The 12,306-nt window shown below is 61.3% G+C and carries 15 protein-coding genes, 1 tRNA gene and 1 pseudogene; 9 read left to right on the forward strand and 8 right to left on the reverse strand.

Going from position 1 to position 12,306, the window contains the following annotated elements:
- The first annotated feature begins 2 nt into the window (after nucleotides 1-2).
- The 3 genes from CCR82_RS05745 to CCR82_RS05755 are packed head-to-tail and all read left to right on the forward strand — an operon-like array spanning nucleotide 3 to nucleotide 3,303.
- Nucleotides 3-2,195 (forward strand): PDC sensor domain-containing protein, encoded by a 2,193-nt coding sequence (locus CCR82_RS05745; RefSeq protein WP_201244446.1) that lies wholly within the window; start codon nucleotides 3-5, stop codon nucleotides 2,193-2,195.
- Nucleotides 2,196-2,198: 3 nt separating this feature from the next.
- The gene (locus CCR82_RS05750; protein WP_201244447.1) at nucleotides 2,199-2,744 is read left to right on the forward strand and encodes a hypothetical protein; all 546 of its coding nucleotides are present in this window, start codon (nucleotides 2,199-2,201) and stop codon (nucleotides 2,742-2,744) included.
- 37 nt (nucleotides 2,745-2,781) lie between these two features.
- Complete coding sequence (locus CCR82_RS05755; protein ID WP_201244448.1) at nucleotides 2,782-3,303, forward strand: hypothetical protein; 522 nt, start codon at nucleotides 2,782-2,784, stop codon at nucleotides 3,301-3,303.
- A gap of 5 nt (nucleotides 3,304-3,308) precedes the next feature.
- Here the strand turns inward: CCR82_RS05755 and CCR82_RS05760 are convergent, their stop codons facing one another.
- The 8 genes from CCR82_RS05760 to CCR82_RS05795 form a co-directional block, all read right to left on the reverse strand.
- The gene (locus tag CCR82_RS05760; RefSeq protein WP_201244449.1) at nucleotides 3,309-3,995 is read right to left on the reverse strand and encodes a hypothetical protein; all 687 of its coding nucleotides are present in this window, start codon (nucleotides 3,993-3,995) and stop codon (nucleotides 3,309-3,311) included.
- Nucleotides 3,996-4,085: 90 nt separating this feature from the next.
- Nucleotides 4,086-4,511, reverse strand: coding sequence for a BLUF domain-containing protein (locus CCR82_RS05765; protein WP_201244450.1), 426 nt, complete (start codon nucleotides 4,509-4,511; stop codon nucleotides 4,086-4,088).
- A 247-nt stretch (nucleotides 4,512-4,758) separates the two neighbouring features.
- A complete protein-coding gene (locus tag CCR82_RS05770) occupies nucleotides 4,759-5,118 on the reverse strand; it encodes a response regulator (protein WP_201244451.1) in 360 nt (119 codons plus the stop codon).
- Entirely contained in the window at nucleotides 5,115-5,654 is a 540-nt protein-coding gene (locus tag CCR82_RS05775; RefSeq protein WP_201244452.1) for a PAS domain-containing protein, read from the reverse strand. Before CCR82_RS05775 ends, CCR82_RS05770 begins: the two co-directional genes overlap by 4 nt.
- A gap of 220 nt (nucleotides 5,655-5,874) precedes the next feature.
- Nucleotides 5,875-6,543, reverse strand: a complete 669-nt coding sequence (locus CCR82_RS05780) for a CDGSH iron-sulfur domain-containing protein (protein WP_201244453.1) — start codon at nucleotides 6,541-6,543, stop codon at nucleotides 5,875-5,877.
- A gap of 84 nt (nucleotides 6,544-6,627) precedes the next feature.
- On the reverse strand, nucleotides 6,628-7,443 hold the full coding sequence (xthA, locus tag CCR82_RS05785; RefSeq protein ID WP_201244454.1) for an exodeoxyribonuclease III: 816 nt from the start codon (nucleotides 7,441-7,443) through the stop codon (nucleotides 6,628-6,630).
- A 47-nt stretch (nucleotides 7,444-7,490) separates the two neighbouring features.
- Nucleotides 7,491-7,793 (reverse strand): hypothetical protein, encoded by a 303-nt coding sequence (locus tag CCR82_RS05790; protein ID WP_201244455.1) that lies wholly within the window; start codon nucleotides 7,791-7,793, stop codon nucleotides 7,491-7,493.
- 1 nt (nucleotide 7,794) lies between these two features.
- On the reverse strand, nucleotides 7,795-8,100 hold the full coding sequence (locus CCR82_RS05795; RefSeq protein ID WP_201244456.1) for a hypothetical protein: 306 nt from the start codon (nucleotides 8,098-8,100) through the stop codon (nucleotides 7,795-7,797).
- 70 nt (nucleotides 8,101-8,170) lie between these two features.
- Between CCR82_RS05795 and CCR82_RS05800 the strand changes: the two genes are divergently transcribed.
- From CCR82_RS05800 to CCR82_RS05835, 6 genes and pseudogenes are all read left to right on the forward strand, one after another.
- On the forward strand, nucleotides 8,171-8,779 hold the full coding sequence (locus CCR82_RS05800) for a histidine phosphatase family protein (RefSeq protein WP_338073109.1): 609 nt from the start codon (nucleotides 8,171-8,173) through the stop codon (nucleotides 8,777-8,779).
- 103 nt (nucleotides 8,780-8,882) lie between these two features.
- Nucleotides 8,883-8,972: transfer RNA gene (locus CCR82_RS05805), tRNA-Ser, on the forward strand.
- Between the two features lie 153 nt (nucleotides 8,973-9,125).
- Nucleotides 9,126-9,599 (forward strand): hypothetical protein, encoded by a 474-nt coding sequence (locus tag CCR82_RS05810; protein ID WP_201244457.1) that lies wholly within the window; start codon nucleotides 9,126-9,128, stop codon nucleotides 9,597-9,599.
- A gap of 1,048 nt (nucleotides 9,600-10,647) precedes the next feature.
- Complete coding sequence (locus tag CCR82_RS05825; protein ID WP_201244460.1) at nucleotides 10,648-11,166, forward strand: hypothetical protein; 519 nt, start codon at nucleotides 10,648-10,650, stop codon at nucleotides 11,164-11,166.
- 249 nt (nucleotides 11,167-11,415) lie between these two features.
- The gene (locus tag CCR82_RS05830; protein WP_201244461.1) at nucleotides 11,416-12,039 is read left to right on the forward strand and encodes a DUF3782 domain-containing protein; all 624 of its coding nucleotides are present in this window, start codon (nucleotides 11,416-11,418) and stop codon (nucleotides 12,037-12,039) included.
- A 61-nt stretch (nucleotides 12,040-12,100) separates the two neighbouring features.
- A pseudogene (locus CCR82_RS05835) lies at nucleotides 12,101-12,306 on the forward strand (hypothetical protein); the annotation flags it as partial.

Below are 12,306 nucleotides of genomic sequence, written 5' to 3' on the forward strand. Positions count from 1 at the left end.
CCATGATCCGTAGTTACAAGGTTGCCTTCGTCGCGCTCTTCGTCGGCCTGCTGGTGCTGACGATGTTCGCGGTCTCGGTGAATACCTATCGGCATGCGACCCAGGTGTCGCTGGATTTCTCGGCCGATATCCTCTCCGAGATGTCGGCAAAAGTGATCGGACGGACCTCCGCCGTGTTCAAGGTGGCCCGGGATTTCGCCGAGATCAATGCGCTGATGGTCGCCGAGCAAGGGCTTAGCGACCATCAGACCCTGTTCCGGCTCTTCGGCCAACAACTCGCGTTACGGCCACAGCTGGAATCCATCTATGTCGCCAGCCCCGAGGGCGATTTCATTCAGGTGCGCAGCTCGCCGCAGTTGGTGACCCGGTTGATTCGCCGCGATCCTGGTGATGGCGAGGGGTCGGCCGTGGTCAGCGAGCATCTGGTCTATCGCAATCCCCGTTTTGAGCCGATCGCCCGGATCAACGGCGATTCGGACTATGACCCCCGGCAACGCGGCTGGTATCAACAGGCGCTCGCGGCGCCGGGGCTGCAATGGTCGTCGGTCTATCGCTTTGCCAACACCGAGCAACGCGGGATCACGGCGGCGATCGCGGTGCGCGCCGCCGATGACTCGCTGCTCGCCGTGGTCGGCGTCGATATCTCCCTCGGCAGCCTGTCGCAATTCCTGACCGAGCAGCGGGTGGCACGCGGTGGTGTCGCCCTGATCGTCGATGCCGAGGGCCGTTTGATCGCCGTCCCGCGCGCCTTGAAGCTGCGCCCGGACGCGCCCGAGACGGGCGAACTGCCGAGCGTTGACAATCTCCAGCAGCGCTGGCTGGTGGATGCCTATCATCATCGCGGCGCCGATACGCTGCTCACATCGGGCATCAACCGCGTCGAGTACAGCCTGACTCGGACCCGTGGCCAGCGCTATCTGGGTCACCGACAAGCGTTTCCCCCGGCGATCGGGGATGGCTGGGAGCTGATGATCGTGGTGCCCGAGGCCTCCTTGCTCGAGACCGCGCGGCGGCTGTTCAGCGAGGCGGCGGCCGTCTCGCTGATCCTGCTGGTGATCGCCGCCGTTGCGGTGTCCTATCTGTCGCTGCGCCTGTTCCAGCCGCTCAAGCGCTTGGTGCGCAATACCGAGCTGATTCGCGAGTTTCGCTTCGCCGATGTCAAACGGGTGCCATCGCGCTTCGCCGAGATCAAGGCCATGGACGAGGCGATCTGGAAGATGAGCCAGGGCTTGCGCTCGCTCGAGAAGTTCGTGCCGATGGATGTCGGCCGTCAGTTGATCAAATCCGGCAAACGGGTCGAGCCCGGTGCCGAGGTGCGCGAGCTGGCCCTGTTGCTGACCGGCGCCTCGGACCTGGCGAGTCTCTGCGGGTCGCTGCCGCCGGCGCGCATCACCGAGCGCCTCTCGCGCCAGCTCGATGTCTTTACCAGCACCATCCTGCGCCACAAGGGCACCATCGATAACTTCCTCGGCGAGAGCATCCTCGCCTTCTGGGGCGCGCCGGTGGCGATCGATGACAGCGTCGATCGCGCCTGCCGGGCGGCACTCGCCTGTCGCGAGGCCGAGGCCGCGCTGCATGCCGAGTGGGCCAAGACCCGGCCGGCCGATGAGCCCGCGCCACCGCTGAACCTGTTCTCGGTGCATCATGGTCGCGCCATCGTCGGCGCGATCGGCTCGCGCCAGCGCATGAGCTGGACGGCGATCGGCGATAACGTCGCCCTGGGCTGGGACTTGCATCAGCTCAACCGCCGCTATGGAACCCGCATCATCATCAGCGGCGAGGCGCGCGATCAGATCGCCGATCGCTACTGGACGCGCCGCCTCGATGTCCTGCCCCTGAGCGGGGGCGAGCGCCGGCTCGAGGTGTTCGAGCTGATCGACCGGCGCGAGCACGCGCTGATGCCGGCTCAGTTGGAGGCGATCGCCAGCTACGAGGCCGGTCTCGAGGCCTTGCTCGCCGGCGACTGGGAGGCCGCCGAGGCGATCTTCAAGCCGCTCGCCGAGCGCGATCCGCACGACATCGCGGTGGCCTTGATGCTGAATCGCTGTGGTGCCCGCGATGCCTGCTTCTGGCCGGGGCTGGCGGGGCCGCGCGATGATCTGCTCAATGGTCCCTTCGCCACCCGGGCCGTGGCTTCGACAAACCTGAGCGCTAGCGCCTCGAGCGACTCGCCTGCAGCTGGCCCCGGAGACTGAGTCATGCAACCGAATGACGAGCAGGCGCTTGATCAGGCGATGAATCGTTTCGCTGGGCTGATTCGGCGCATCGATGCCCGTCAGAGCCGCATCGAGGCGCGGGTCGCCTTGCTCTACCAGTTGCTGTTCGGCGCCGTGATCGTGTTGGTGGCCTCGTTGTCGTTTCTGACCATCATCCTCTCGCGCCAGATCCCGGATGCGACTGCGGCGGTGACTGGATTGAACGAGCATTTCGCGCGGGTCGCCGACGACATGGACCGCATGGAGTACTCCGTGCGCATGATCGACGCCGGCATGCAAACCCTGCCGGAGATCATTCGTCATGTCGATACCATGCATGGCGGAGTCGCTTTCATGTCACATGATGTGGCTAATATCGCTGGCTCAGTGTCGGCCATCGACACCGAAATCGGCGCGATGTCCACGAACCTCGACGATATGCGCCAATCGTTTCGGGTCATGGAGGAGACGGTGGGACGTATGGGGCGGGATGTGAACCAGCTTTCCCAGCCGATGCGGATGTTCAACTGGATGAATCCCCTGCGTTGATCCGAGGCCCCCGATTCCCCCGAATGAGCCAAGTCTTATGATCGAACGTGATCGTATCGAGGCCCTGACCGAACTCATGGTCGAACTGGAGATGGATCTGGATCGCAGCGATCTCCTGAGCGGACGTCATCGCCGGGGGGTTGCGCTCTGGGTGCGGATTGTGATTGGGCTGGTTGCGCTACTCGCACTCTCGAACCTCTACTTCGTCAACGATCTGACCGATGAGGTGCGTTTGGTGATCACCCGCATGCAAGAGATGAACCAACTCTTCACCCGGGTCTCGGAGCGTATGGACCAAATGAGCGTGGAGGTCAACGCGATCGAGCGCAATGTCTTTCTTATGCCAGTGATCTCGGAGCAGATGCGCGAGATGGCCTCGCATGTACAGGTGATCGAGCAGTCGGTCGCGAGCATGGCGCAGGCGACGGGACGCCTTGATAACTCGGTTGCGGTGATAAATACCAGCGTGCACGAAATGGCCGTGCGCTTTCATGGCCTGAACCAACGTGTCGGTGCCATGGGCGCCGACGTCGATCAGATGGCGCGGCCCCTGCCTTAGCGCTCCTATTCGAACAGCGGTATGCTCAAAGCGAAAATGCCGGCAATGGGAGACAACTGGCTCTCGTGCATGATCATCAAGGTATTTTCGGTCTTGTGCTGCGGCCCCGGTGGGATGATGATCGCAAATTCGCCTTCTTCCAGATGGAACTCGTGGATTTCACGATGACCTTCCGAGGTCATGCATTGGCTTGAGCGGTAGGCATCATCCTCGCCATAGACCAGGCGGTTGTACACCTTAAAGAGGGTGTAGAGGCTCAAGCCACCGGGGAAGCTAGGCCAGCGCGCGGGTATGGCTCTTGTCTCCCCGTCGATCCGTTGCCCCCCGGCTTCGGCGGCGGCAATGGCGGCGGCGAGTGGCTCGGCGAGCAGCGAGTTACCATGGCTAGGAAGTGGCTCCTGCCTGTCGCGCGCTTGCTGAAAGGTCTCGAGCACCTGCTGAAAGTCGTCGAAGCCGCGCAGCGGATAATCGATATGCCGCAGCTCCTCGGGCGCAAAGCTGCCGTTCTCCCAACCGTGGATCACACGCAGGATCAAATGGCGGCGTTTCATCGGGCGCACGACCAGCAGGTGCAGCATGATGTGGATATGCAGCAGCCGTTCGATCGAGTCGTTGGTGAACGCCTCGTAGGGTGCCGCGAAGATCTCATGCAGGCGCCCAGGGACATGTTCCCGAGCTTCTTGATAGGTCATGATTGCTTCCAAGTGGTATGACTCGGCTACCCAGTATTCGCCCGTCCGCTGAGCCCGACAAGAGGGAAGGTGCGAGACAGGGTGTTTGGCCTAGTGTTCGCTCGTCAGCAAGAGCTGACCTAGCTCCTCGAGGAGCTTGATGACGCTCTCCGAACTCATTTGATAAGGATTGAATTCAGTGCTGCTGGAGTACTGCGCGATCGTGGTTCGGGTGGCTTCGGTCCAGGGAACATAGGCCATGCTCCAAGCGCCGAAGAGGCGTTGGCTTACCTCCCCATAGGCAAGCAGTTGTGCATTGTGATGGCGCTGGTCGCAGCAGATCCGACAATAGATACGATTGACGGCAGCGCGTGAGCCCTCGAGACATTGCAAGAAATAGTCGGAATTGAAAAGCAGAACCCCAGACACGGCCTGCTTTGCATTGTTCTCGCGGGAGACGTCGAGAATATCGCTAATCTCGTTGCTCCCAATATTCTTGACTAATTCACTGCAATAAACGATGCGTGTCAAGGGCATAAGGATCTTTCTCCGGTAAATTATCGAGCGTGGTTAGTCTCTGTCAAGGCTGTTATGTTCCGGGCTTTCAAGCTCGAGCATAGGCGCTCCATCAACAAGAAGAGGGCGCTGGTCGGCGGCGAGCCCGGCGGCGAGCAGGAAGATCAGCGTGAGCAAGACCGGGTGGCTACGGGAGAAGACCAGATGGTGGTGGCTGTCGCCAGTCCAATCGCTAAGATGACTGAGCGATGCGACACGCAATGTGCGTTTAGATAGCGACACGCTCGACGATGGCGTCGACATCCGAGAAGGAGAAGGGTTTCTCCAACACATCCGAGACACCAAGCTGCTCAAGGCGGGCGGTCTCCTTGTCGCGCAGCTCCGAAAAGCCGGTGATGACCACGGCCCGGCAGTGATGATGCTTTTTGCGCAAGCGCTCGAGCAGATCGACCCCATCGATCTCGGGCAGCACCATATCGAGGACGACCAAGTCGTAGCCGTCGCGGTCACAAAAAATCTCCGCCAGATGACCGTCGAAGGCCGCAACCGCCTCGTGGCCAAGCGCGGCGAGGTGGTCCGCGAGGACGGTTGCGAGCAATCGATTATCGTCGACGACAAGGATTTTCATGACAGGATCTCCGGTGATGACAGACGTTGACTGCAGTCGGGGCAGATGCCGTGGCTGATGCGCGGCATCGCCTCCATCGTGAACAGTTGCAGTTGCTTCACAGCCTGTTCTACCTCGACCCAGGCCTGCTCGGCGAGAACCGCTTTGCACCAGCTGCACATTGAGAGCACTCGGTGCGAGTGCGGTTGCTCTTGAGGGCGTTCCAGCAACGGTACCCGCGGGCGAGCCTGAACGCGCAGTAGCCGACTGGAGAACTCAACCTCGTCACTGTTGGCGAGATAGCGCATGTGCATCCGCATCCAGCGGCGCTGATCCGGCGAGTCGCACCGGTAACCGAATTGCAGTGTGCGTCTCGAGGCGCGCGCTCGCTGGATCAAAAGCGCGTAGATGTGGCGTGTCTCCTCGTCGACGATCGCCGAGAACAGAGGGCGCCCGAGTTCTGCCTCGGCCGTCGTCGGATAGTCGTTCTCCGCAGCAAACGCGAGCCAGTCGGCACTGACGTAGCGGATGCGTCCGTCAGCATCGATGCGATGCACAATGCACTGTCCACCTCGTCCAAGCGTAGCAGATTCCCTGAGGTTCGATGGGTTATCGGTGGTCGCTACTTGACTTGGGCTTGGTCGCTTGGTGGGTTCCGTCATCGTTGGTATCAAAATCAGAGACAGTAGGCATGTGGCCACCGGTCATCCCGGGGCTTACCACGCCTGTGATGTCGTCAAAGAGGATGAGCGCGCGCTCGGCCCGTTCGGGGCCTGTTTAATCAGGAGCCGATTTAAACCCGATTGTGCGGTGACTGGCATCGCAGAACGGCTTGTTCTTCGAGGCTCCGCAGCGGCAAAGGGCGGTTTTGGTACCTTGCCAAGCGATGCGGCCACTGGCCGCCTTTAAGGTTAGCGGCCCCTCGACCTTGAGTGGCCCATCCGGGATCGCCTTGATCTTGAGCGGTCCACCGGTGGCTTCGAGCCCCGGGTCCAGTCCAGGGCCGCTTTGGCCGATGGCGCCGAAATCCTCGAACCCGACCTCGCTATGGCTATTGTCGCAGAACGGTTTGTTCTTCGATGCACCGCAGCGGCAGAGCGCGACGCGGAAACGCACGCCGGGCATGTCCTCTGGCGCGCCCTCGATGTCAAGTTCGCCAGTCAGATAGAGTGGGCCGTTGTAGACAACCTGGCCCGTATTTTCGGGCGCTGGCTGCTCGGCCGTGCCGTCCTTGTCGACATAGCTGAGCGCGCCGCTTGGGCAGCGCTCGCAGACTTCGCGCACTTCGGCCTTGGGGACCTCATCGGGGACGCACCAAGGCTCGCGCTCGCCTTCGAACAGGCTGTTGTTAGCCTGCACACATTCGCCGATGTGGATGCACAGGCGTTTGTCCCAGTACACATCGATCTCATCGCCGGGAAATGCATGAATCATCTTGTCGCTCATCGTCGGCTCCTGGCTGGCGCGGCCGCTTGGTTCGCGATGGCCGCGGTGGCTTGATGTTAGCAACGAATGGGGGCGATGCACCCGTTAATCGAGGTCGATCCAGATCGGGCAATGATCGGATGGGCGCTCGAGGGCGCGAATCGTATAGTCGATGCCCGCATCGCGCAGCCGCTCGCGCACCGGCGCCGAGACCAGGATCAGATCGATGCGCAGGCCGCGTTTGGGTTCGCGCTCGAAGCCGCGGGAGCGGTAGTCGAACCAGCTGAAACCGTCGTCGCGGTCGGGATGGAGGTGGCGATAGGCATCGAATAGGCCCCACTCCATTAGCCTTCGAAGCCAGTCGCGCTCCTCGGGCAGAAAGCTACATTTGCCGGTGCGCAGCCAACGCTTGGCATTGTCCGCGCCGATGCCGATGTCGGCCTCCTGGGGCGCCACGTTCATGTCGCCCATGACGATCAATGCTTGGCTAGGGCTGAAGCGCTCGTCCAGGTAGCGCATCAGATCGGCGTAGAACTGCTGCTTGCTCGGGAATTTGACCGGATGCGCGCGGCTCTCGCCCTGCGGGAAGTAGCCGTTGACGATGGTGAGCTCGGTGCCATCATCAAGCCCATAGAGGCCGGTGATGGCCCGGCGCTGCGCCTCTAACCCGTCGTCCGGGAAGCCCTTGATGACGCGCAGGGGATCGCGCTTGCTGAGCAGGGCGACCCCATAATGTCCCTTCTGTCCATGATAGGCTGAGCGCCAACCCAGCGCCTGCATCGCCTCAGCCGGAAAGAACTCATCGGCGACCTTCGATTCCTGGATACCGACCACATCCGGATCATGCCGTGCCTGCAACGCCTCGAGCTGATGCGTGCGGCTGCGAATGCCGTTGACGTTGAACGAGACGAGTCGGGCCATGCGGGTTCCTCAGGGTGGAATAGGTTGGACGCAGTAAGGCGGGCCGATCATGACGCGGCGGTGCCGGTGATCTCGTAGGTCTCGCTCAGGCCCATCTCGCGGCCGTGCTCATAGGCCTTGCCCCAGGGCAGATGGGCTTGGTCGCGGGCCGTGTCATAGACATCCGACGTCAGGGCCGCGTCGACGAGCGCGCCATGCCCGAGCGCGCGTAGGGCCGCAGCCATGCCGTTAGCATAACCCCGGTTGTACCAGACCTGGGGATCGTCCTGGCGGTCGAGATAGCCTTCCGAGTCATGCGTGAGTTCGCGCGCGAGTTCGAGCAGGCGCTCAATCAATGGATCGTTGGACATTTCAGTCATCATACAGCTCGGCGGACCAACCCAGCTCGCGGGCGCGTTGGATGGCGGCTTCATAGAGGCGTCGATGGCGTTCGCGCAGGGCCTCGGGAAGGCGTGAGGGCAATTGGCCGTAGGGGTGCCAAGCATCGTTGACCTGATCATAGAGCGCCTCGATACGTCCGAGCGACCAACCGGCGCAGGTTTCATCTTCAGGGATCAGGCCGAAAACCTGCGCGTCGCGCACGATCTTGCCGGTTGGCGTCATGCCACCGTAGTCGTCGGCGTCGAGTCCGACATAGGTCTTGTTTCGGTTCAACATAGGTTAATCTATTCCGTATTGATGTCGTTGCAGCGGTTGGCTGCTTAAGAGGGGACGCCAAGGAGTCCGAGTGTCTGGTGAAGATACCATTGTCGACCTGATCCGCCATGGCGAGCCGCGCGGTGGCCGCATGATTCGGGGGCAGGGGGTGGATCATCCACTCAGTCCGCTTGGCTGGGAGCAGATGTGGGCAGCGGTTGGGTCCGATGCGCCCTGGGACCAGATCCTGAGTTCGCCCATGGCCCGTAGCCGCGCCTTTGCCTGTGAACTAGCGGGGCGACATGGTTTGCCGCTCGCCATCGACCCGGAGCTGCGCGAAATCGCCATGGGTGCCTGGGAAGGGCTGCGTCCGGACGCGCTGGCGCATGAGGAGCCCGCGGCCTTTGCCGCGTTTCGGCGTGATCCAGTGGCACATCGTCCTCCGGGTGGCGAACGCCTGGAAGCGCTACAAGCGCGCATCGGCCGCGCCTACGAGCGTCAGATTGTCGCCTATCCGGGGCGTCACCTGCTCATCGTCTGCCACGCCGGCGTCAGCCGCGCCATCATCGGCCATGTGCTGGAGGCAGCCCCGCAGCATTGGTACCGTATCCGCATCGACTACGCAGGCCTGACCCGCATTCGCCACGACCACTTTGGCCGCAGCCTAGAGTTCGTCAACGCCGAGCGCCCACGATCCTGAGACGGTGTTAGCCTTATTGGCCCCGCATGGGATTGGTCTCCACGCCCGAGCGTGTTATAGTGCTTAGCTGTTCTGGGCTCAATCGAGCGCAGTGCGTCGTCTAGGAGAGGTGCCGGAGTGGTCGAACGGGCCTGACTCGAAATCAGGTGTACGCGCGAGCGTACCGTGGGTTCGAATCCCACCCTCTCCGCCACATCAATGGCTAAGCCTTGCGCTCTCTTGCTTGAGTCTTGCGGTGCGGTGCGGTGCGGTGCCGCGCCGAGGCTGTCAACGACCGCCGCCTTGCCCACCTCACAGCTCTGCATTAGCCTCATTGCCATCGACTGATCGCGCGAGCCCAAGACCCATGGCGCTAGCTGAAGAAGACATCGCCTTTATCAAAAGCCACCTTGGCGAGTGGCTCGCCGAGCAAAGTCTCGGCAAGCCGCCGCCGGTCTACGAGATCGAACTGCGCGAACGCATGGTGCGCGTAGAAGAAGAACTCAAGCACCAACGCGAGCTGATGCGCGAAGGCTTTGAGCGCATGGACGAACGCTTCGCGCAAGTCGACAAGCGCTTGGATCTGATGAAAGCCGACATGGACAGCCGCTTTGAGCAAGTCGACAAACGCTTCGAGCTGATGAAAACCGATATGGACAAGCGCTTCGAGCAAATCGACAACCGCTTCGAGCAAGTCGACAAGCGCTTTGAGCTGATGAAAGCCGACATGGACAAGCGTTTCGATGAGATGCTCAAGCGTCACGACACCCATTTTCTGTGGCTGATCGCCTTCATCGCCACGATGGCGGGACTGAGCATTACGGCGATTCGGTTTCTCTAAACCACTGAGCCAGTTGCACCTCGATCGCGACTACCAGTAACGCGGCTCAAAGCGGGCATCATTGCGGATCGTGATCCCATCACCGGATTGGGCGAGGACGAATAAGCCTTGCCGGTAGGCATAACGTCCGACATCGTCGGGCAGCACCATCGCTGCGACCGCGCCAAGGAGCCTGCAGCCGGCGTATTGGCCAAAACAGTCCTTGAACTGCGCCAGCCGTTCCAGATGCTCGCGCACGTCATCGACCCCGAGGTAGGATTTGCATTCCACGGCGACCGCCACCTCACTGTTGACCACCAGCAGATCGATCTCCATGCGCGGGCAGCCCTCGTCGTCGAATGCCAGCAGGTTGCTCAGGACTTGATGCACCGGTAACTGGCGCTCGCGCAGCAGCCGCACGACGGCGGGCTTGACCATGGCTTGGACGAAGTCGCCGAGTCGGTTGCCTTGCTCGCCGAGTTGACGACNGCCAGCAGGTTGCTCAGGACTTGATGCACCGGTAACTGGCGCTCGCGCAGCAGCCGCACGACGGCGGGCTTGACCATGGCCTGGACGAAGTCGCCCAGGCGGTTGCCTTGCTCGCCGAGTTGACGACCGATGGTATTCAGCAGCTTCTCGGTTTGCTGGAAGCGCCGGTCGGTTTCTTGAAACTTGCGATCGGTCTCTCGCGACTGCTCGCGCAGCTCGCCGATGAGCCGATCCGTGTCCTGAAACTTGCGGTCGGTGTCCTGAAACTTCCGATCAGTCTCCCTGAACAGAGTCCAGACGTCCTCGAGCGTGGTGGCCATGGTCATCTTGCCTCGATGTTGATGGGGTCAGTGTAGCACTTGATCCTCTACAATGGCCTCGAGTACTGGCGTGCCGCTGAAGACATCTTCGAGCACAACCGCCCCGAGCCACCACAGTTTCTACGGGCCTACCAGCCGCACCTGCGTACTACTTGATCGACGAAGGCCGCTTATACGCCTGAGCAGCCCTGAGCGGCTCAGCGTCGTCGACAGTCCGTTCAGCGGCCTTCTTGCCCCGCAAGCCACACGGAGACACCCCCATGGCCCTGGCCCAGGAAGATCTGCAACAAATCGGCGACTACGTCAAAGACCACATCAGCGACTGGATCGCTGAGCAAAGCCTTGGCAAACCGACCGTGGTCTACGAGATCGAACTGCGCGAGCGCATGGTGCGCGTTGAGGAAGAGCTCAAGCACCAACGCGAGCTGATGCGCGAAGGGTTCGAGCAAGTCGACAAGCGCTTGGATCTGATGAAAGCCGACATGGACAAGCGCTTTGAGCAAGTCGACAAGCGCTTCGAGCAAGTCGACAAGCGCTTAGATCTGATGAAAGTCGACATGGACAAGCGCTTAGATCTGATGAAAGCCGACATGGACAAGCGCTTCGAACAGGTGGACAAACGCTTCGAGCAAGTCGACAAACGCTTCGAACTGATGAAAACCGACATGGACAAGCGTTTCGATGAGATGCTCAAGCGTCACGACACCCACTTTCTGTGGCTGATCGCCTTCATCGCCACGATGGCGGGACTGAGCATTACGGCGATTCGGTTCCTCTAAGTGGCTGTCCACTTTCTACTTCCCGATGATCGCCTAACAGTGGGCCTCAAATCGGGAAGAAGTTAATGGACAGTTTCTAAATGCCCACATTGGCGAGGAGAGCGCGCCGCAAGGCGCCGTCACGAGGCCCTTTACGGGGCAGAGCCTCACGGCTTCGCCGGTGGAAAGCCGGCACTTTTTTTGGTGGCTGCGAGGCGTAGCCGCTATCCCTCCTCGGCCTGAAGGCCGGGATTTCTCGCGGAGCAGCTGATGACCCAAGCGAACCTAACGCCAGAGGATGTCTGGCGGATGTTTCAAGAAACCGACCGCAGGTTCCAGGAAACCGACCGCAGGTTCCAGGAAACCGATCGCAAGTTCCAGGAATCCGAGCGAAGGTTCCAGGAAACCGAACGTCTGATGAAAGAATCAGCGCGGGAAACCGACCGCCTGATCAAACAACTCTCGAAGAACCTGGGCGATATCGGCAATCGCCTCGGCGAGTTCGTCGAACACATGGTCGCCCCGGCGGTGGTGCGCCTGTTTCGCGACCAAGGCATCGATGTGCATGCCGTCTATCCCGGTATCGCCGCCAAGCGCGACGGCGTGGCACTGGAGATCGATCTGCTGGTGGTCAACGACGGGGCGTTGATCGCCGTCGAATGCAAGAGCAAGCTCGTTGAGGATCATGTCGATGCCCATCTGGTGCGTCTGGCCAAGCTCAAGCAGGTGTTGCCGCTTTACCAACACCATCGTGTCATGGGCGGCGTGGCCGGGATGGTGGTCAGCGAGGAGGTGGCCCGGTACGCGATGGCACAGGGTCTCTACGTGCTGAGCCAGAACGGCGAACAGGTCGACATCCACACCCCCGCAGGCTTTGAACCCAGGGTGTGGTAGCGTTATACGCTCGAGCAGCTCAGCGCCATCGACAGCAGAAAGCCACACGGAGACACCCCCCATGGCCCTGGCCCAGGAAGACCTGCAACAAATCGGCGACTACGTCAAAGACCACATCAGCGACTGGATCGCCGAGCAAAGCCTTGGCAAACCGACCGTGGTCTACGAGATCGAACTGCGCGAGCGCATGGTGCGTGTTGAGGAAGAACTCAAGCACCAACGCGAACTGATGCGCGAAGGGTTCGAGCAAGTCGACAAGCGCTTCGA

Source organism: Halochromatium salexigens, from assembly GCF_016653295.1.
Classification (GTDB): Bacteria; Pseudomonadota; Gammaproteobacteria; order Chromatiales; family Chromatiaceae; genus Lamprobacter; species Lamprobacter salexigens.